The sequence below is a fragment of the Enterococcus sp. DIV0712 genome (genome assembly GCF_050554855.1).
GTDB classification, from domain to species: domain Bacteria; phylum Bacillota; class Bacilli; order Lactobacillales; family Enterococcaceae; genus Enterococcus; species Enterococcus faecalis.
The window spans coordinates 1,906,253-1,924,807 of record NZ_CP187333.1 but is presented as its reverse complement, the minus strand read 5'-3'; the positions used below and the strand labels follow the sequence as shown (position 1 = coordinate 1,924,807).

Below are 18,555 nucleotides of genomic sequence, written 5' to 3'. Positions count from 1 at the left end.
ATGAAGAGCTTTATTTTTTTTAATAAGAAAGGAATTGGTTATATGGACAAAAAGCAATTACGATGGTTCACCGTCGGGTTAATTGCCTTTAACATGGTCTGGGGTCTTGGAAATGTTGTGAATAATTATGCACAACAAGGGATTTCAGTGGTCACTTCATGGCTTTTGATTTTAGTTTTATATTTTATTCCCTATGCGTTAATCGTAGGACAGTTAGGTTCAACATTTAAAGACAGTAATGGTGGAGTTAGTTCGTGGGTGCAAAATACCAGTACTAAACGTCTAGCCTATTATGCAGCATGGACTTATTGGGTAGTGCACATTCCTTACTTGGCACAAAAACCACAAGCAATTTTAATTGCCTTAGGTTGGGCAGTTCAAGGGAATGGAAACTTAGTCAATACGATGCCAATCGTAACGGTATCATTTATTTCATTAATAATTTTCTTGGTTTTCTTGTTATTATCAACAAAAGGGTTAACCACCTTAAAAGTTATTGGTGGTTTAGCTGGAACCGCCATGTTTGTGATGTCTATTTTATTTATTTTATTAGCGGTAGGCGCACCATTTATTAATTCAACGGTTGAATTTGCGACGCCAAACATGTCACAAGTCAGCACCTACATTCCTAAATTTGACTTTAGTTATTTTACAACCGTATCAATGTTAGTTTTTGCGGTAGGTGGCGCTGAAAAAATTTCTCCTTACGTAAATGCAACTAAAAATCCAGCCAAAGAGTTCCCTAAAGGAATGATTTTCCTAGCAGCAATGGTTGGTTTATCGGCTGTTTTAGGTTCATTTGCAATGGGAATGTTATTCTCAAGTGACAATATTCCTAAAGATTTAATGGCAAATGGTGCCTATAGTGCCTTCCAAAAATTAGGCGCGTATTATGGTGTCGGTAATCTCTTAATGATTGTTTATGCGTTAACGAATACAGTGGGTCAAGTGGCTGCGTTAGCCTTTTCAATTGATGCTCCACTGAAAATTCTTTTAGCTGAAGCAGATCCAGAATTTGTTCCAAGTTGGTTACGTAAACGTACGAAAAAAGGTACGTTAATTAATGGTTACCTATTAACAGGTATTTTAGTAAGTATTATTATCGCTTTACCGATGTTTGGGTTGAAGGACATGAACGAAGTGGTTAAATGGCTAACTAACTTAAATTCTGTAGTTATGCCAATGCGTTACTTGTGGGTCTTCTTTGCCTATATGCTTCTAAACAAAGCATACAAACAATTTAATTCAGAATATAAATTTGTTAAAAATCCTAAAATTGGTTTTGTGTTTGGTCTTTGGTGTTTCCTATTTACAGCCTTTGCTTGTATCCTAGGAATGGTGCCTAAATTTGAGTATGCCTCAGACCCTCAAGGCTGGTTGTTCCAATTAGCTTCTAACATTGTGACACCAATCGTCTTAATTCTATTAGGAATGATTTTACCAGCAATTGCACGTCGCGAGAAAAAAGACACGATTTTGCCAATTGATTCAGCAGAATAATTGGTTGCATGTTTCAAGGATAAAATAGTCAGTTTAAGTATTTTGCGTGAGATAAATGGTCAATAGGACTGTTTGTCTCACGTTTTTTTTCTGTCGATTTTTCTCTAAAATTTCTATTGTCTCTTAAAAATATGAGAAAATCAGAAGAATTTCTCCTGTATACTAAAGGTATCTATCATTAAAAAATGGTTATTAACGGAGAAAAAGGAAGTGAACCTCATGACTAAAACACTTGAAACACAACCAGAAGAGAAAACGGTCTTTCTTTGTAAAGAAACGAATCCAGATTTTTTAGGACGAGAAATTTATGCGGATAATGTTGAAACACCGTATAATTTTTACTTAATTCGCAAGCTTTATTTAGCGAAAGAGTACCAAAATTTAGCAGAAGGGGAACAATTTTTTGAGGCTTTATGTGAAAGTTGGGATGAATCAGAACAGTTTGAAGAGTTAATTGTTAAAAAGATTTATGTCTATGTTGAAACGGAGTTAATGTACTACACTGTTTATTTTGGAAGCTTTGAGCCGACCACTCGTGACTTACGATCCGCACTGAAACAATGGATGTATGAAATACCGACAACTAAAAATAAAAAAATAGTCCGTATGAATGAAACCAATGTGCAAGTAGTGCCGCAAGAAAATCAATTAACGGAATTAGCTGGTGAAATTGCTGTCTTACGTGAAATGTTGACACTTTTAAAAGAAAATTTAGCCTCCTTAAATGAAGCCGTTAATCAAACGAGAAATCCCGTCATTTCTAGACAAATAAAAACGATCCATTTGAAAAGAGCTTCTCCTGTGATAGCCGCAGAACAGGCATCGCTGAAAGTATCAGAGGATACTAATCTGGAACAACCAGACGTCAATCTCTCGCCTGATAATCGGGAAAATCAAGAAGGTGAAACAACTGTAGCAACAAGTGAAGCAGTGCTTCCCGTTAACAAACTAGTGCTTGAAGAACCAGCGAAAGAACCAGTGTTATCTGAACCAGCGCCAATTAAAGAAGCGCTGCCAGAAAAAAAACAAGAAAACCAGCAGAGTACCGCGGCAAAACCTTTATTTACTTTTCCACAAGAAACAGAAAAAAGCTCGCTAAATTCAGTGGATAAGTCTGCCGAAAAAGAAGAGGAGCAGAAGCCAGAAAAAGAAGCTGTCTCTATGGAAAGTGAGAAAGAAAATTCATCAAGTCGGACAATTCCTGCGGACTTTCAACGACAATTGGACGAACTAGAAGAGGAAATTTATCGTCGCTTTATGAGTCGCCAGTTAGAGGATACTGATGGAAATCAAGCAGTACCGAAAATAACGATTGAAAAAAGACAGTTAGAAGCACAAATGTTTGAAGCAAAAGCATTCTCACAATCATTTAAACAAGTTCAAAAGAAAAAGGCAGGAGACGTGCGAATTTGCAATCAGTTAAGTTGTATGAAATTAGAAAAAGGATTAGATAAATTTTTAGACGAAGTTACAGAATATGTTGAAAAGCGGACACTATTTAATAAAAAGGTTCGTTGTCCGCTACCAGTAATCAGAGAATTGGAAGGCTATGGGCAATTAAACCAGTATATGCAGAAAATCCTTGACTGTTATTAATCGTTTATTTAGGAGAAGGTAAGACAAAACCGTTCAGTTTATCAGCTTTTAAGCCTGAAACAAAAATCACTTTGGATTTTTGTTTCAGGCTCTTTCTTATTATTTCTGGAAAAGATTTCAAGAGAATTTTTGAAATACTAGTGAAAATCCTATAAATTGTAGTATAATTTTCAAAGATGAATGAAAGGCGTGAAGTCATTGAAAGACAAACAAGTGTATGCAGTAGTTGACCTTGAAACGACTGGAACAGATCCTACAAGTGATCGGATCATTCAGTTTGGATGCGTTCTCGTTCAAGATGGAAAGATTATTGCGAACTTTGCGACAGATGTGAATCCCAATCAAGTAGTACCAAAACAAATTCAAAGTTTAACGGGGATTAGTAATACGCAAGTTCAAAAAGCGCCTTATTTTGAAGATGTAGCACATACAATTTATCATTATCTGGAAGATACTATTTTTGTGGCGCATAACGTCCACTTTGATTATAATTTTTTAGCTCGTGAACTGGTACGGTGTGGCACGCCGCCACTTACTATTCCAGCCATTGATACAGTGGAATTGGCACAGATTTTTTTACCGACAGAAAAAAGTTTCCGTTTAAGTGATTTGTCGGAAAGCTTAGGTTTGTCTCATGAGAATCCCCATCAAGCAGATAGTGATGCGCAGGTTACAGCCGAACTTTTGTTATTAATTCAAGAAAAAATGAAATCTTTACCATTAGTCACTATGGAAAAAATTGCGGAATTAAGTCAACAGACAGCGCGGGAAACCAGTACTTTTATTCAACAAACGTATGAACAAATGAAAAAACAAGTCACACCATTAAATCCAGCTTATCAAGTGGTCAGTGGCATTGCTTTACGCAAAAAAGAAGTTCCTCTTTTTGAAGAAACGTTCTATCAGACTAGCACGTATCCCAAAACTAAAAAAGCCAAAGAAAAACTGTTTGGCGAACGTTTCGCTTATCGTGCGGAACAGAGTCGGATGATGAATTTAGTCTATGATCATTTTACAGAAGGAACGACAAAAGATTTATTTATTGAAGCGGCGACTGGAACGGGAAAAACATTAGGCTATCTGTTGCCGATGAGCTATTTAGCAACGCCAGAAAAACCAGTCATCATTTCAACAGTTTCGATTGTTTTACAAAATCAATTAGTGGAAAAAGATTTACCATTAGCCAATCAAATCTGCCAAGGGAAATTACGAGGCATTGTTATTAAAAGCCATCGACACTATCTTGATTTACAACGCTTTAAGGCAACGTTGAATCAGCCAACTCCGCAAAAACAATACGCTCTTTACCAAATGGGCGTTCTCGTCTGGTTGCTAGAAACAGAAACGGGCGATTTAGATGAACTACAATTGACGAATTTAAATCATTTATTCTGGAAAGAAGTTACACATCGCGGATTGGATTTTCTTTCAAAAAAAGATGAACTTTATGAAGTTGACTTTTTAAGACATCTGTATAAAAAAGTCGCTCAAAGTAACGTGTTGATTGTTAATCATGCATTTTTGGCGCAAGAGTCGCTAAGAAAACAACCGTTATTACCTGAAAGTCCGTGGCTAATTATTGATGAAGCACATCATTTACCAGACATCGCTAGTCGGATGGCAAGCGAACGAGTAAACAGTGTGATACTAAAAAAACAAGTCACGCATTTTATTGAAAAAGAACAACTTTTTGTTGCTTTACAGCAAATTTTTCAACAGTTTTCTGAAGAGCAGCGGTTTGTAAAAATTTATCAGCAAGGTTTACTGGATTTTGTGGATGAATGGCAAGATTTTCTTTTTGAATTGCATCGTTTATTTAGTAAAACGCAGAAGCGAATAGACCATCAGGAGTTGCTTTTAACCAAAGAACGTATTGATTATTTATCTGCTGCGGGAGAAAAACATAGTCAAACGCTCCAGCTTTTACTGCAGGAGTTGTTAACTATTCAAAGTAAGTTACAGCAAACAATTATGAGTCAGTTGGAAACCTTTAGTTTGGCTGATCGCATCGTTTTTGTTCGCTTGTTTCAATTTTTTGATGAAATTGAACGTATTCATCACTGTTTTACCATTTATCTTGATGATTGGCGTCCACGTTGGGTAAAAGAATATTTACCACAAAATGAAGACCATGGCTTGATTGAAATTCATGACTTAGAAGCTAGTTTGCTTCCTGAAACAAAGTGGTATCCGCGGTATGAACGAATTATTTATACAAGCGGCACATTGAAGTTTGGCAACAATAAAAAGTATTTACCGCAACGGTTAGGTTTAACAGAGGTGACGTTCAAAACCCTGCCAACGCCATATAACTATGCAGAAAATGCGCGAGTCTATGTACCGGAAGAAGCAGTAGCCATTCAAAATGCCTCTTCCTATGAAATGGGTCAATACATTTCAGATACCATTGAAAAATTGATGGCGCAAGAGGAACGTTCGATGTTGGTTCTTTTTACTTCGCATGAATTATTGTCCACCGTGTATCATCAAGTCCAGCCGAGATTATTGGAAAAAGGACAAGAGGTCCTCGCCCAAGGGATTAGCGGCAGTCGTGAAAAAATTCTTAAACGGTTCTCTAATGGAAAACCGAATGTCTTGCTAGGAGCCGATAGCTTTTGGGAAGGTGTGGACTTACCAGGAACAGCTTTACAGTTATTGATAGTCACGCGTTTACCTTTTGAAAACCCGAAACGACCACTTGTGCAAGCAAAATATGCGTATTTAGAAGCAGAAGGGATACAACCATTTGCTCAAGAAGCGGTACCGAAAGCAGCCTTACGTTTGCGACAAGCACTGGGCCGTTTAATCCGTTCTGAAGAAGACAGAGGGGCATTGCTGATTCTGGATCGTCGTTTAGTCACTGCAAAATATGGCAAACGATTAATCAAAGCGTTTCCTAAGGGACTCTCAGTAAAAGAAGCGCCCATGCCTGAAATTTTAGAAGAATTAAAAGAATTTTTAAACAAATAATCGATTATTTTTAGGTCATATTTGTGAAAGGCCGCTATTTTTCTGCTATAATAAGACCCAGTAAGTTTAGAGAGGATGGAAGGATTTTTGGAGGAATTAGAAGAAAAGAAAGAGAAGAAACGGATTACTGTCCTTTTAACCCTATTGGCAATCCTTTTAGCAATTCTTGTAACAATAATTATCTTTTTTGTACGAACCAATCAACCAATGGCTCAAGCCAAAAAAGAAGCAACCGCAATTGCCAAAACTTCTGCTAATTTAGAAACAGTTGATAAATTTTACTGGTTTACACGCAAAAATACGTATTTTACTTTAACCGGCAAAAATGATAAAGGCACAGAGATTGTCGTGATTGTCCCTAAATCGGGAGAAAAAGTCACGGTCTTAAATCAAAAAGATGGTCAAACTGAACAACAAATAACAGACATTGTTGCTAAAGCCCATCCCGATGAATCGGTGATGAAAGCTACGTTAGGGCTTTATGATAAGCGCCCTGCATGGGAAGTGGTCACCGAAAATGATCAAGGAGTACTGACGTATTATCTTATGAGCTTTGATAAAGGCGAAGAGATCAACGTTGTCAAAGATATTTAATTTAGATAGGTTTTGATGAAAGTGGGAGTGAAAGGTGTATGAACGTATCAAATCGAGCACAGCAATTGACTCCTTCTGTTACATTAGCAGCTGCCGCCAAGGCGAAAGCATTAAAAGCAAAAGGTGTAGATGTTTTAAGCTTAACGGTTGGGGAACCAGATTTTGTAACCCCGAAAAATATTCAAAAAGCAGCAATTGCTTCAATTGAGGATGGAAGAGCAAGTTATTACACACCTTCTGGCGGCATTCCTGAATTAAAGCAAGCAGTTGTCTCTTATGTGGAACGAGAATATCAACTTCGTTATCAACCCAAGCAAGTTATTGTGACAGATGGTGCCAAATATGCGCTGTATCTATTATTTCAAGCCATTTTGAACGTTGGGGACGAAGTGATTATCCCTGTCCCTTATTGGGTAAGTTATGGTGAACAAGTCAAGTTAGCAGAAGGCAAGCCAGTATTTGTATCAAGCACGCAAGAGCAATCATTTAAAGTGTCAGTCGCACAATTAGAAGCTGTACGAACGGACAAAACAAAAGCAATCATTTTAAATTCACCATCTAACCCAACTGGTGTTATTTATACGGAAGAAGAATTACGCCAAATTGGTGAATGGGCAGTTGCTCATAATATCCTCATTATTGCAGATGATATTTATGGTCGTTTGGTGTACAATGGACATCGGTTCACACCAATTGCAACCATCTCAGAAGCAATTCGTCAACAGACAATCATTATTAATGGCGTTTCCAAAACATATGCAATGACAGGCTGGCGCATTGGTTTTGCAGTCGGTGATGAAAAAATTATTCAAGCAATGACACAACTGGCTTCACAATCCACCAGTAATCCAGTCGCAGTTAGCCAATATGCGGCAATTGAGGCTTTAACAGGTGAACAGTCGACAGTTGAAGACATGCGTCAGGCCTTTGAAAAACGCCTAAATCATATCTATCCAAAAGTAGCAGCTTTGCCAGGCGTTTCGCTAATAAAACCTGAAGGCGCCTTTTATCTATTCCCGAATGTCAAAAAAACGTTAGAAATTTGTGGGTATGATAACGTGACTAACTGGGTGGAAGATTTATTACAAGAAGCGCATGTTGCTCTGGTAACGGGAGAGGGCTTTGGTGCACCAGAACATGTGCGGATGAGCTATGCGACAGATTTAATGACGTTAGAAAAAGCGATTGAGCGAATGAACGACTTTATAGAAAAGAAACGAATTCAGCACAACGCCTAAAAGAATAAACTAAGAAATGAACGGAGAGACAAACGTGGAACAAATTCAAATTATTGATTCAAACAAACATGTTGGAGAAACAGTAAAAATTGGCGCTTGGATTGCTAACAAACGCTCAAGCGGGAAAATTGCCTTTTTACAATTACGTGACGGGACAGCCTTTTTCCAAGGTGTCGTGTTCAAACCAAACTTCATTGAAGCCTTTGGTGAAGAAGCTGGTACAGAAAAATTCCAAGAAATTAAACATTTATCACAAGAAACAGCAGTCATGGTTACTGGTGTTATCAAAGAAGATAGTCGTTCTAAGTTCGGCTATGAAATGGATATCACTGATTTAGAAGTCGTTGGCGCTTCAGAAGATTACCCAATTACGCCGAAAGAACACGGCACAGATTTCTTAATGGATCATCGTCATTTATGGTTACGTTCAAGCAAACAGCATGCAATCATGTTAGTTCGTAACGAAATTATTCGTGCTACTTACGAGTTCTTTAACGAACAAGGATTCATTAAAATTGATAGCCCAATTTTAACAGGCTCAGCACCAGAAGGCACAACAGAATTATTTGAAACAGATTACTTCGGACAACCAGCATTCTTATCACAAACAGGTCAATTATATGCAGAAGCTGGTGCGATGGCATTTGGAAAAGTCTTTACTTTTGGACCAACCTTCCGCGCGGAAAAATCCAAAACTCGTCGTCACTTAACGGAATTCTGGATGATTGAACCAGAAATGGCATACACAACTCATGAAGAATCACTAGATATTCAAGAAGCCTACGTAAAACATTTAATTAAATCAGTATTGAAAAATCAACAATATCCATTGGATGTTTTAGAACGTGATACAGCGTTACTAGAGAAATACGTTTTGGAACCATTCAAACGTATTACTTACGATGATGCGATTGAGTTATTACAAAAAGAAGAAGCAAACAATGATTATGATCACATTGAATGGGGCGAAGACTTTGGTAGCCCACATGAAACCTTTATTTCAAATTACTATGGCGTTCCAACATTCATTTTAAATTATCCAAAAGCAATTAAAGCCTTCTATATGAAACCACATCCAACACGTGAAGATGTTGTAATTTGTGCCGATTTAATTGCACCAGAAGGTTATGGTGAAATTATCGGTGGTTCAGAGCGTGCAACTGATTATGATTATTTGAAAGAAAAAGTTGCTGAGTTTGGCTTATCTGAAGAAGAATACAGCTGGTATTTAGATTTACGTAAATACGGTTCTGTGCCACATTCTGGCTTCGGATTAGGTTTAGAACGTGCTGTTACGTTCATTACTGGTAATGAACACATTCGTGAAGCGATTCCGTTCCCACGTATGTTAAACCGTATTTATCCATAGAGAACAAATAAAAAAGAGAACTTCAGCAAAAGCCGAAGTTCTTTTTTTAATTCTGCCATAATTTTTGCATCTGGTCCAAAATATTAATGACTTCTGTCGTGAAAAATAAGGAGCGGTTGGGTTGAGTACCTTTGATTGCTTCAACCATATTATAGATTTCATAATTCATGGCTTCAGCTGAGTACCCAGAAACGATGGTCTCAACCGTACCGTCATTGTAGTGAACGATTGCTTCATCTGCACGTGGATAATTTGTAATGGTAATATAGGCATCTTCAAAAGCAACAATTCCTTGCTTTGGCATTTTTGCTTGGAATGTTAATGAAATAGTAGCCAACTCATTTTCTTTATTCCGAAGCAATGTCACCGATTGTTCATCAACGCCAGTAGAGAAGGGAACCATGCTAGAAGCTAAAACGTCTGGCTGTGAGCTGAGAAACCAACGAGCAAACGAAACCGCATAAGTACCAATATCTAACAATGCGCCGCCTGCTAAGTCAGGATTAAAAAAGCGATTTTTAGGATCGGGTTCTTTGTAACTTCCAAATGGTGCTTGAATCATTTTTAACTGACCAAATTTGCCAGCATCCATCAAGCGACGTAATTCGTCGTATAGTGGCATGTTAAAAATAGTCATGGCTTCTGCTAAAATAAGGTCATTTTTTTCTGCAACTGCCAAGGCTTGTTTTAATTCTGCCGCGTTCATCGTAATAGCTTTTTCACACAACACATGTTTTCCGGCCTGAAGCGCTTTTAAAATGTGTTCAGCATGTTGTTTATTTGGCACTGCTATATAAACAACATCGATTGTTTCATCTGCTAGCAATTCTTCATAAGAACCATAGGCTTTAGGGATTGAATAATCAGCGGCAAATTGTTCTGCTTTAGTCAATGTCCGTGAAGCAACAGCTGCAAGTTGGCTAGTTTCTTGTTTAAACGTTGAAGCAAATTCGTGGGCAATCCCACCTAATCCGACGATGCCCCATTGATATAATTTTTTTGTCAAAAGAAGTCCTCCTAATCTATGCAATTTCTTCAAATCTTCTTCATTATTTATTATACTGTAAACAAGAGAAATTAGAAAACAAGGACAATTTTGTAAATATGATAAAATCCAGAGATAAAAAGATGCTTTTTTTAGAGAATTTCAGTAAAATAGAAAATGGAGGCGAATGATTATGCATCAAGTTTATGTAGATATTATTGTTGACGCAATTATTGAACAGTATCAAACAGAAGAAAATTTTTACTCCGCTTATCAAATTCAAGCAGCCGATTGGCAAGCTTGGAAAGAAGGCCAATTTGGTTTGGACAATGAAGTCATGCAAAAAATTAAGAATTTGTTTACGGATTATGAGTGGATGCTGACTCAAAAAATACTCCGCCAAACCATCTTATTTCCGGAAAAACGTAACCTAGCTGTTTCGGAATATAAACGGTTAAAAACAACAATTGCCAAAAAATGGCTACAATCTGATTTGGGCGTTGTAGAATTAATTCCTAACAATAAACAAGAACAAGAAATTGCTGCTGGTTATATTGATTTGAAAGTGACGCTGGCCTATGGTGAATGGGGTTTTGATGATATTATTACATTCCGGTTACCAGCTACGATTCAACGACAATTGGAAGGTTCAAAAGTTGAATTATTAGATTGGGTCAATGAAAATCTGATGGATACTTACGTAGGTGAATAACGAATAGGAAGGATGGTCTTTTGAAATACACAATTGCTGGGATTTTATCTGTGATTATTATGTTTGGTGCGGTAATTTTTGTCTTTTTTGGCAAAAAGCCAGTTGAAGAATCTGTTCACACATCAACTGAAACAACAGTGAAATCATCCACTAAAATTTCTGAAAGTAGTACAGTTTCTTCAACTGCTACCACTGAATCAAGTACTGAAATCACGAGCGTAAGCAGTGATGAAAGTTGATAATTTTCTGTGAAAATGATACAATTATTCGGTTATAGTAACAAATGAAATCAATCACGAAAGTGAAAGATAGTGAAACATTTTATCGGAAAATAAAAGATGAAGTGGGGAATTAATGAAGTGAGCAACTATCAGAAAAAAAGAAAAAAGCAGCTGAATTTGCCAAAGTTATTCTTAGGCGTAGTTGTCGTCGGTTTGGCCTTTGTCTTTTCGTTATCTGTCCTTTCTGATTCAGATAAGGGACAAAGCGAGTCAGTCAATCGCCAAAATGAAAACATCTCAAAAGAAGAATTTGTTGCTGAAATCACACCGTATGCACGTGAATTACAAGAATCTTACGGGGTATTACCAAGTATTATTATGGGACAAGCAGTTTTAGAATCAAATTTTGGACAAAGTCAATTAGCATCGAAATATAACAATCTTTTTGGGATTAAAGCATATGGCAATCAACCAAAAGTCAATTTAGAAACAAAAGAGTATGTCAATGAGGTCTGGATTACAATTCAGGGTGATTTTCGAGTTTATGACAATTGGGAAGAATCCATGCGAGATCATACCAAGTTATTTGTTGATGGGGTCGATTGGGATCCAAATTTATATGAAAAAGTCTTGTTAGCCAAAAATTATAAAGAGGCTGCACAAGCGCTTCAAGATGCTGGATACGCAACGGATCCTACATACGCTGATAAGATCATTCATGTAATTGAAGAATACAATTTAAATAAATACGACCGTTAAGCATGGAGGAACGATGACAATGAGCGAAAAGTGGATTCCAGAAATTATGACGCCGCTGAAACAAGATATTGTAAAAATGCCAGAGATTATTCGGCAAGCCAGTGGCATTAAAATTTTTGGCCGTAAAATAAAATCAATTATTTTTACGACAGATATTGCGATTATCCGCAATACGGATGCACAGGCAGTGATTGCTGTATATCCTTTTACACCGCATCCAGCGATTACAAAAGGCATTATTGAAGCAGCGGATATTCCTGTCTTTTCAGGAGTCGGCGGCGGTTTAACGCAAGGCATGCGTTCTGCTTATATGAGTTTATTTGCAGAAGCACAAGGCTCAATGGGTGTCGTTTTGAATGGTCCTACACCAATTGAAACAATTAAAATGGTGGATGAAGCAATCGATATTCCTATTATCAGCACAGTAACTTCTATTCATACACCAATTGATGAAAAACTTGCGGCTGGCGTGGATATGATTAATATCAGTGCAGGAAAAGACACTGCAGCCACCGTACGCTATTTCCGTGGCAAGTATCCAGAATTACCGATTATTGCAACAGGAGGACCAACTGAATCGAGTATTCATGAAACCATTATCGCCGGAGCGAATGCTATTACATATACGCCCCCTAGTAACGGTGAATTATTCAGCAAAAAAATGAAAAAATATCGTGAACAAGAAAAAGCAACCGATGAAGAATAAAAAACGCTTTGGCAGGATAGACTGCCAAAGCGTTTTTAGCTATTTAATGTTCGCTTTTACGGAACAATGGAAGAATGAACCAATTATTTGAAAATTCTAATGAAAAAAAGTTGTTAAACCATTGAAAGTTAGAGATTTTTGTACTATCCTAGAGAAACATAGAAGCTTGTATAAGGTCAAAATACGGTTGACCGTCTCTACCCAGCACCGTAAATGCTGGTCTATAAGTGAAGAAGAGCGGATAGCCCTTTTTTGCTTTGGCAAAATGGGCTTTTTTCTTTTGTTAGAACACGAATATAAATAGCACTTTGTTTTATTTCGTTCGTTTTTAACGAACCGTCCTTTCCTCAGGATGAGAACAAAGCATCTATCGAAAAATAAGTAAAGGAGTTCATATTGTGAAGGAATTAGTCGAACGTATTAAAAATGATGGCCGTGTATTAGGTGAAGGTGTTTTAAAAGTAGATAGTTTTATTACGCACCAAGTGGATCCAGAATTAATGGAGGCTATGGGTAATCGTTTTGCTGAGGTTTTCGCAGAAGCAGGCATTACCAAAGTAATTACAATTGAAGCATCAGGAATCGCTCCTGCCTTATACGCAGCGCAAAAATTAGGCGTGCCAATGATCTTCGCTCGTAAGGCAAAAAGTTTAACCATGGATGAAGAGCTCTTAACGGCTTCAGTTTATTCATTTACAAAACAAGTGACAAGTCAAATTTCCATTTCAAGAAAATTTTTATCTGATGCTGATAAAGTGTTGATTATTGATGACTTTTTAGCTAACGGACAAGCTGCCAAAGGGTTGGTAGAATTATGCCAACAGGCTGGTGCAAAGGTTGAAGGAATTGGTATCGTAATTGAAAAATCATTCCAAGATGGTCGTCAGTTATTAGAAGACATGGGCTTAAATGTAGTCTCTTTAGCACGTATTGCTTCATTAAGTGAAGGAACGGTGACGTTTTTAGAGGAGGATGCATAATCTTGGAAACAAAACAATTGAATACACCACAACAGACGGAAACACCAAATGGGAAAGCCGCCGTTTTAGGATTGCAACATTTATTAGCGATGTATGCTGGAGCAGTTGCCGTACCTTTATTAATCGGAACCGGCTTGAATTTTGATTCGCAACAAATGACGTATTTGATTTCAATCGATATTTTTATGTGCGGCGTTGCGACACTTTTACAATTAACGGTGAATAAGTTTTTTGGGATTGGCTTGCCAGTCGTTTTAGGTTGTGCCATTCAAGCAGTTGCGCCTTTAATCATGATTGGTACGAACAAAGGGGTTGGTGCAATTTACGGTTCAATTATTGCTTCGGGCATTTTTGTCGTTCTTATTGCAGGATTTTTCTCAAAAATTAAACGTCTATTTCCGCCTTTAGTCACCGGCACAGTCATTACAGTTATTGGTTTGACCTTAATTCCTGTTGCTGTTGAAAAAATGGGTGGCGGCTTAGCAACGGACAAAAGTTTTGGTGATCCTAAAAACTTGCTCCTCGCATTTGTAACAATTGCCTTAATCATTGTTGTGCAAGTTTGGGGACGTGGCTTTATCAAGTCAATTGCCGTGTTAATCGGCCTAGTCGGCGGCACAATTTTAGCTGCGTTTCTGGGATTAGTGGATTTATCTCCTGTTGGTCAAGCTACGTGGTTTCATTTTCCACAGCCATTTTATTTTGGCAAACCAACGTTTGATCTTTCTTCTATTGTGTTGATGATTATTATTTCAATTGTTAGTATGGTTGAATCAACAGGTGTTTATTTTGCCTTAGGAGATATTACAGGGAAGAAAATTGGCGAAGATGATTTACGTCGTGGGTATCATGCAGAAGGTTTAGCCGTCATTTTAGGGGGGATTTTTAATACGTTTCCTTATACAGGTTTCTCTCAAAATGTCGGGTTAGTTCAATTATCTGGGATCAAAACACGTCGACCAATTTATTTTTCTGCTTTTTTCTTAATTATTTTAGGCTTATTACCAAAAATTGGTGCGATGGCCCAAATTATCCCAGAGCCAGTTTTAGGCGGCGGAATGCTGGTTATGTTTGGAATGGTGGCTGTCCAAGGAATGCGCATGTTGTCAAAAGTTGACTACTCAAATGACAAAAATTTATTAATTATTGCCATCTCGATTGGCTTTGGTTTAGGCTTTAATATTATGCCGACGCTCTTTAATAAAGTACCAGAAACTGTTAGCATGTTTACTGGTAATGGAATTGTCATGAGCAGCATTACCGCAATTATTTTAAATCTTTTATTCAATGGTTTAAAAGAAACCTCAGAAAGTAACGAATAGTTTCAAAAAAGTATGATAGATAAGGTCAGGTGGCTTTTCTTTCATACTTTTTTGACCTCATCATCGTTTAGAAAAATTTAATGTTTTCATCAATTTGAAGAGAAAAAGAGAAAAAAGCTTGGTTACAAAGAGACGAGTAGTAAGTTACCGCTGTTTTATCCTAAAGCATGTTAATAAATTCTGATGAGAAAACCTAATGGAAACACTGCTGGCACTTGAAGTTGAGCCTTTTTCCTTGTATCATGTAAAAAGAGCACTCTTAAAGGCTAGACTGCGACGAGAAACCGCAGAAGGATTTTAAGGATAAAACTGTGATGGAAAGTTGTGATGAACTTGGATAAACCACTATTACCTGGTCAAGTGATTGGTATCATTGGTGGCGGACATTTAGCAAAAATGATGGCCCTTAGTGCAAGAGAAATGGGGTTTCGAGTGGGTGTGCTAGATCCACAAATTGATTGTCCTGCTGCACAAGTTGCCGATTGGCAATTATTAGGAGCATATAATGATCCTGAAGCGTTAGAGAAATTGGCAAAACGTGCCCAAGTGATTACGTATGAATTTGAACATGCAGATGTTGATGCGTTAACAGCGATTCAACATTTAGCGAATATACCACAAGGAACAGACATTTTAGCGATTACGCAAGATCGCTTAATGGAAAAAAGTTTCTTGGAAGATAATAATATTGTGATTGCACCTTATGCAACGATTGTTAGTCCGACTGATATTCAAGAAGCAATTGATGGCATTGGTTATCCGTGTATCTTGAAGAATACGCGAGGGGAAGGTCGTTATGTACTACATAGTACTTCAGACTTAGCGCCATCCATGAATCTTCTGAGAGAAGGAACCTGTGTCTTGGAAGCTTGGATTCCTTACGAAAAAGAATTATCTGTTCTGATTTCTGGTAATGGTCGTGGCGAATTTGCGACATTTCCAGTTGTGGAAACAATTAAAAAAGAGCGTAAGCTACATGAAACGATTGCGCCAGCCCGAATTGATGACGAAGTCAGTGGCGAGTTGCAACGAATTGCTAAGGTGATTGCTAAAGCAGTTGGTTTAGTCGGCACCCTTTCAATTGAAATGTTTTATACAGAAACAGGCGGGATTTATGTAAATAAAATTTTACCTCGTCCAGAAGATGCTGGGAATTTTTCAATAGATGCTTGTTCTTTTAGCCAATATGATACGCATATTCGTGGTTTATGTAATTGGCCAATGCCAACGATTCAACTGTTGTCAGAAGCGGTTACGGTCAATGTGCTTGGGAATGAAGCCTATGAAACGATGGACATTATTAATGAACATCCAGATTGGCATTTCCACTATTATGGCCATAGTGAAGCAAAAGCGCAACGAGCGATGGGGCATATTACTATATTAACCAAAGAAATCGATGAAACACTGGAAGAAATTAAAGAAACAAAGATTTGGTCGTAATTATTTTTCAAAAATTGAGGAGTAAAGAGGGGATAAGGCACAATGATTGATCGTTATACAAGACCCGAAATGGGCGCAATTTGGACAGATGAGAACCGCTACAAGGCATGGCTAGAAGTTGAAATTTTGGCGGATGAAGCTTGGGCAGAACTTGGCGAGATTCCTAAAGAAGATGTACAAAAAATCCGAGAAAATGCATCATTTGATGTTGCACGTATTTTAGAAATTGAAGCAGAAACACGTCATGATGTTGTCGCTTTTACTCGTGCCGTTTCAGAAACGCTTGGTGAAGAGCGAAAATGGGTACACTATGGGTTAACCAGCACAGATGTTGTGGATACTGCCTATGGTTATCTATTGAAACAGGCGAATGATATTTTACGGAAAGATTTACAAACATTTACGGAGATTGTCGGAGCCAAAGCCAAAGAGTATAAACATACGGTCATGATGGGAAGAACGCATGGCGTTCATGCAGAACCGACTACATTTGGTTTGAAATTAGCGTTGTGGTATTCTGAAATGAAACGCAACATTGAACGTTTTGAACATGCAGCCAAAGGTGTCGAAGCGGGTAAAATCAGTGGAGCCGTAGGTACCTTTGCCAATATTTCACCATTTGTTGAAGAATATGTTTGCGAACATTTGGGGATCCGTGCTCAAGAGATTTCGACACAAGTTTTACCACGTGATTTACATGCAGAATATGTTTCTGCCATGGCATTAATTGCGACAAGTATTGAAAAATTTGCAACAGAAATTCGTGGTCTACAAAAATCAGAAACACGTGAAGTAGAAGAATTTTTTGCAAAAGGACAAAAAGGATCTTCGGCAATGCCGCATAAACGGAATCCAATTGGTTCTGAAAATATGACTGGTTTGGCACGTGTGATTCGTGGTCATGTCATTACTGCCTTTGAAAATGTGAGTTTATGGCATGAACGAGATATTTCTCACTCGTCTGCTGAACGGATTATTATTCCCGATACGACGATTTTACTAAATTACATGTTGAATCGTTTTGGTAATATTGTCAAAAACTTAACGGTCTTCCCAGAAAATATGAAGCGTAACATGGATGCGACCTATGGACTAATTTATAGCCAACGTGTCTTGTTAAAATTGATTGATCATGGCATGACACGTGAAGAAGCGTATGATCTGGTCCAACCAAAAACAGCTTACGCATGGGATCATCAAACGGCGTTCCGTCCGTTGCTAGATGCGGATGAAAAAATTACATCTGTCTTATCAAAAGAAGAGCTAGATGATGCCTTTGATTACCATTATCATTTAAAAAATGTTGATACGATTTTTGAACGTGTTGGTTTAGGGTAACAAGAAAGCGAGAAGGAGGATGATTCTTCTCGCTTTTCTCTTATAATGTTATAAACTGAAGGATTAAAAAACAAACGTATTGTTAAATACGTTTGTTTTTTTCTATACTTTTTTCGATGTATCCTTTATAATGTAACTTAAATAGTTACATTAACTATTTAATGCAAACAAAGGAGGAGAAGTATGGATAAACAACAGCGAGGCATTCAAGTGATTAGAATTTGGCTAGGGGTGACGATGCTAATTCATGGAGTGATGAAAGTAACGTCATTGGAAGATGCTTTAGCGTTTTTTGCTAGTATTGGTTTGCCAAGTCTTTTTGTTTATGGTGTAGCAGCAATTGAATTAATTGGTGGATTATTTATGATTATTGGCTTTTTAATTCCTTTGGTATCAGTAGGATTCATAGCAGTTTTAGTCGGAGCTATTTTTTCTTTTGGTTTGGCAAGTGGTTTTAGTGGTTATGAGTACGAATTATTTTTAGCGATAACCAGTTTGGCTATTTTGATTAGCTATGCCGATAAAAAGTATCTTACGTTAAAACTTTATTTTTAATAAATCAAAGCAATAAAGAGTTGGTCAAACTAGTTGTGATTGCGAAAAAAGCCCTAAAACAGTGATATTTAGTTGTTTTAGGTTTTTTTTATCAAAAAGGTCAAAAAAGGTCAATTTATTTGTTGACCTTTACTGACCAATGGGGTATAATAAATTTATAAGGTTTACGAATACCTTAACTTTTGAAGAAATCCATCAAAAGTCGGATAATAATAATTGTAAAGAATGTTAAAATAAAAAAGAGAAAACAATAAACGGGAGGGATCG

At 37.4% G+C, this 18,555-nt stretch carries 16 protein-coding genes and 1 riboswitch; of the genes, 15 read left to right on the top strand and 1 reads right to left on the bottom strand.

Going from position 1 to position 18,555, the window contains the following annotated elements:
• Positions 1-42 precede the first annotated feature (42 nt).
• The 6 genes from IGL42_RS09240 to asnS all read left to right on the top strand — a co-directional run bounded on the left by IGL42_RS09240 (position 43) and on the right by asnS (position 9,267).
• Positions 43-1,500, top strand: coding sequence for an amino acid permease (locus IGL42_RS09240; RefSeq protein WP_002356790.1), 1,458 nt, complete (start codon positions 43-45; stop codon positions 1,498-1,500).
• A 219-nt stretch (positions 1,501-1,719) separates the two neighbouring features.
• Positions 1,720-3,096, top strand: a complete 1,377-nt coding sequence (locus IGL42_RS09235) for a hypothetical protein (protein ID WP_002410802.1) — start codon at positions 1,720-1,722, stop codon at positions 3,094-3,096.
• 180 nt (positions 3,097-3,276) lie between these two features.
• Positions 3,277-6,066 carry an ATP-dependent DNA helicase DinG gene (locus IGL42_RS09230; protein ID WP_002364421.1) on the top strand — a complete coding sequence of 930 codons (2,790 nt, stop codon included), beginning with the start codon at positions 3,277-3,279 and terminating at the stop codon, positions 6,064-6,066.
• A 75-nt stretch (positions 6,067-6,141) separates the two neighbouring features.
• A complete protein-coding gene (locus IGL42_RS09225) occupies positions 6,142-6,660 on the top strand; it encodes a DUF5590 domain-containing protein (RefSeq protein WP_002382785.1) in 519 nt (172 codons plus the stop codon).
• Positions 6,661-6,698: 38 nt separating this feature from the next.
• Positions 6,699-7,898, top strand: coding sequence for a pyridoxal phosphate-dependent aminotransferase (locus tag IGL42_RS09220; RefSeq protein WP_002362163.1), 1,200 nt, complete (start codon positions 6,699-6,701; stop codon positions 7,896-7,898).
• 16 nt (positions 7,899-7,914) lie between these two features.
• The gene (asnS, locus tag IGL42_RS09215) at positions 7,915-9,267 is read left to right on the top strand and encodes an asparagine--tRNA ligase (protein WP_002410803.1); all 1,353 of its coding nucleotides are present in this window, start codon (positions 7,915-7,917) and stop codon (positions 9,265-9,267) included.
• Positions 9,268-9,313: 46 nt separating this feature from the next.
• On the opposite strand, the gene IGL42_RS09210 is transcribed toward asnS, so the two are convergent.
• A complete protein-coding gene (locus IGL42_RS09210; RefSeq protein ID WP_002410804.1) occupies positions 9,314-10,273 on the bottom strand; it encodes a Gfo/Idh/MocA family protein in 960 nt (319 codons plus the stop codon).
• Between the two features lie 166 nt (positions 10,274-10,439).
• On the opposite strand from IGL42_RS09210, the gene IGL42_RS09205 reads away from it, so the two are divergent.
• The 9 genes from IGL42_RS09205 (at position 10,440) to IGL42_RS09165 (ending at position 18,288) form a co-directional block, all read left to right on the top strand.
• Positions 10,440-10,964 (top strand): hypothetical protein, encoded by a 525-nt coding sequence (locus IGL42_RS09205; protein WP_002382789.1) that lies wholly within the window; start codon positions 10,440-10,442, stop codon positions 10,962-10,964.
• A 59-nt stretch (positions 10,965-11,023) separates the two neighbouring features.
• Complete coding sequence (locus IGL42_RS09200; RefSeq protein ID WP_002384259.1) at positions 11,024-11,203, top strand: hypothetical protein; 180 nt, start codon at positions 11,024-11,026, stop codon at positions 11,201-11,203.
• 99 nt (positions 11,204-11,302) lie between these two features.
• The gene (locus IGL42_RS09195; RefSeq protein WP_002366997.1) at positions 11,303-11,944 is read left to right on the top strand and encodes a glycoside hydrolase family 73 protein; all 642 of its coding nucleotides are present in this window, start codon (positions 11,303-11,305) and stop codon (positions 11,942-11,944) included.
• A gap of 19 nt (positions 11,945-11,963) precedes the next feature.
• On the top strand, positions 11,964-12,650 hold the full coding sequence (locus IGL42_RS09190; RefSeq protein WP_002356802.1) for a hydrolase: 687 nt from the start codon (positions 11,964-11,966) through the stop codon (positions 12,648-12,650).
• Positions 12,651-12,796: 146 nt separating this feature from the next.
• A riboswitch (purine riboswitch) is annotated at positions 12,797-12,894 on the top strand.
• 154 nt (positions 12,895-13,048) lie between these two features.
• On the top strand, positions 13,049-13,630 hold the full coding sequence (locus IGL42_RS09185; RefSeq protein WP_002356804.1) for a xanthine phosphoribosyltransferase: 582 nt from the start codon (positions 13,049-13,051) through the stop codon (positions 13,628-13,630).
• Positions 13,631-13,632: 2 nt separating this feature from the next.
• Entirely contained in the window at positions 13,633-14,952 is a 1,320-nt protein-coding gene (locus IGL42_RS09180; protein ID WP_002382793.1) for a nucleobase:cation symporter-2 family protein, read from the top strand.
• Between the two features lie 327 nt (positions 14,953-15,279).
• Positions 15,280-16,395, top strand: a complete 1,116-nt coding sequence (gene purK, locus IGL42_RS09175; protein WP_002382795.1) for a 5-(carboxyamino)imidazole ribonucleotide synthase — start codon at positions 15,280-15,282, stop codon at positions 16,393-16,395.
• Between the two features lie 42 nt (positions 16,396-16,437).
• A complete protein-coding gene (gene purB, locus IGL42_RS09170) occupies positions 16,438-17,733 on the top strand; it encodes an adenylosuccinate lyase (protein ID WP_002356808.1) in 1,296 nt (431 codons plus the stop codon).
• Between the two features lie 183 nt (positions 17,734-17,916).
• Positions 17,917-18,288, top strand: a complete 372-nt coding sequence (locus tag IGL42_RS09165; RefSeq protein WP_002372129.1) for a DoxX family protein — start codon at positions 17,917-17,919, stop codon at positions 18,286-18,288.
• Positions 18,289-18,555: the final 267 nt, after the last annotated feature.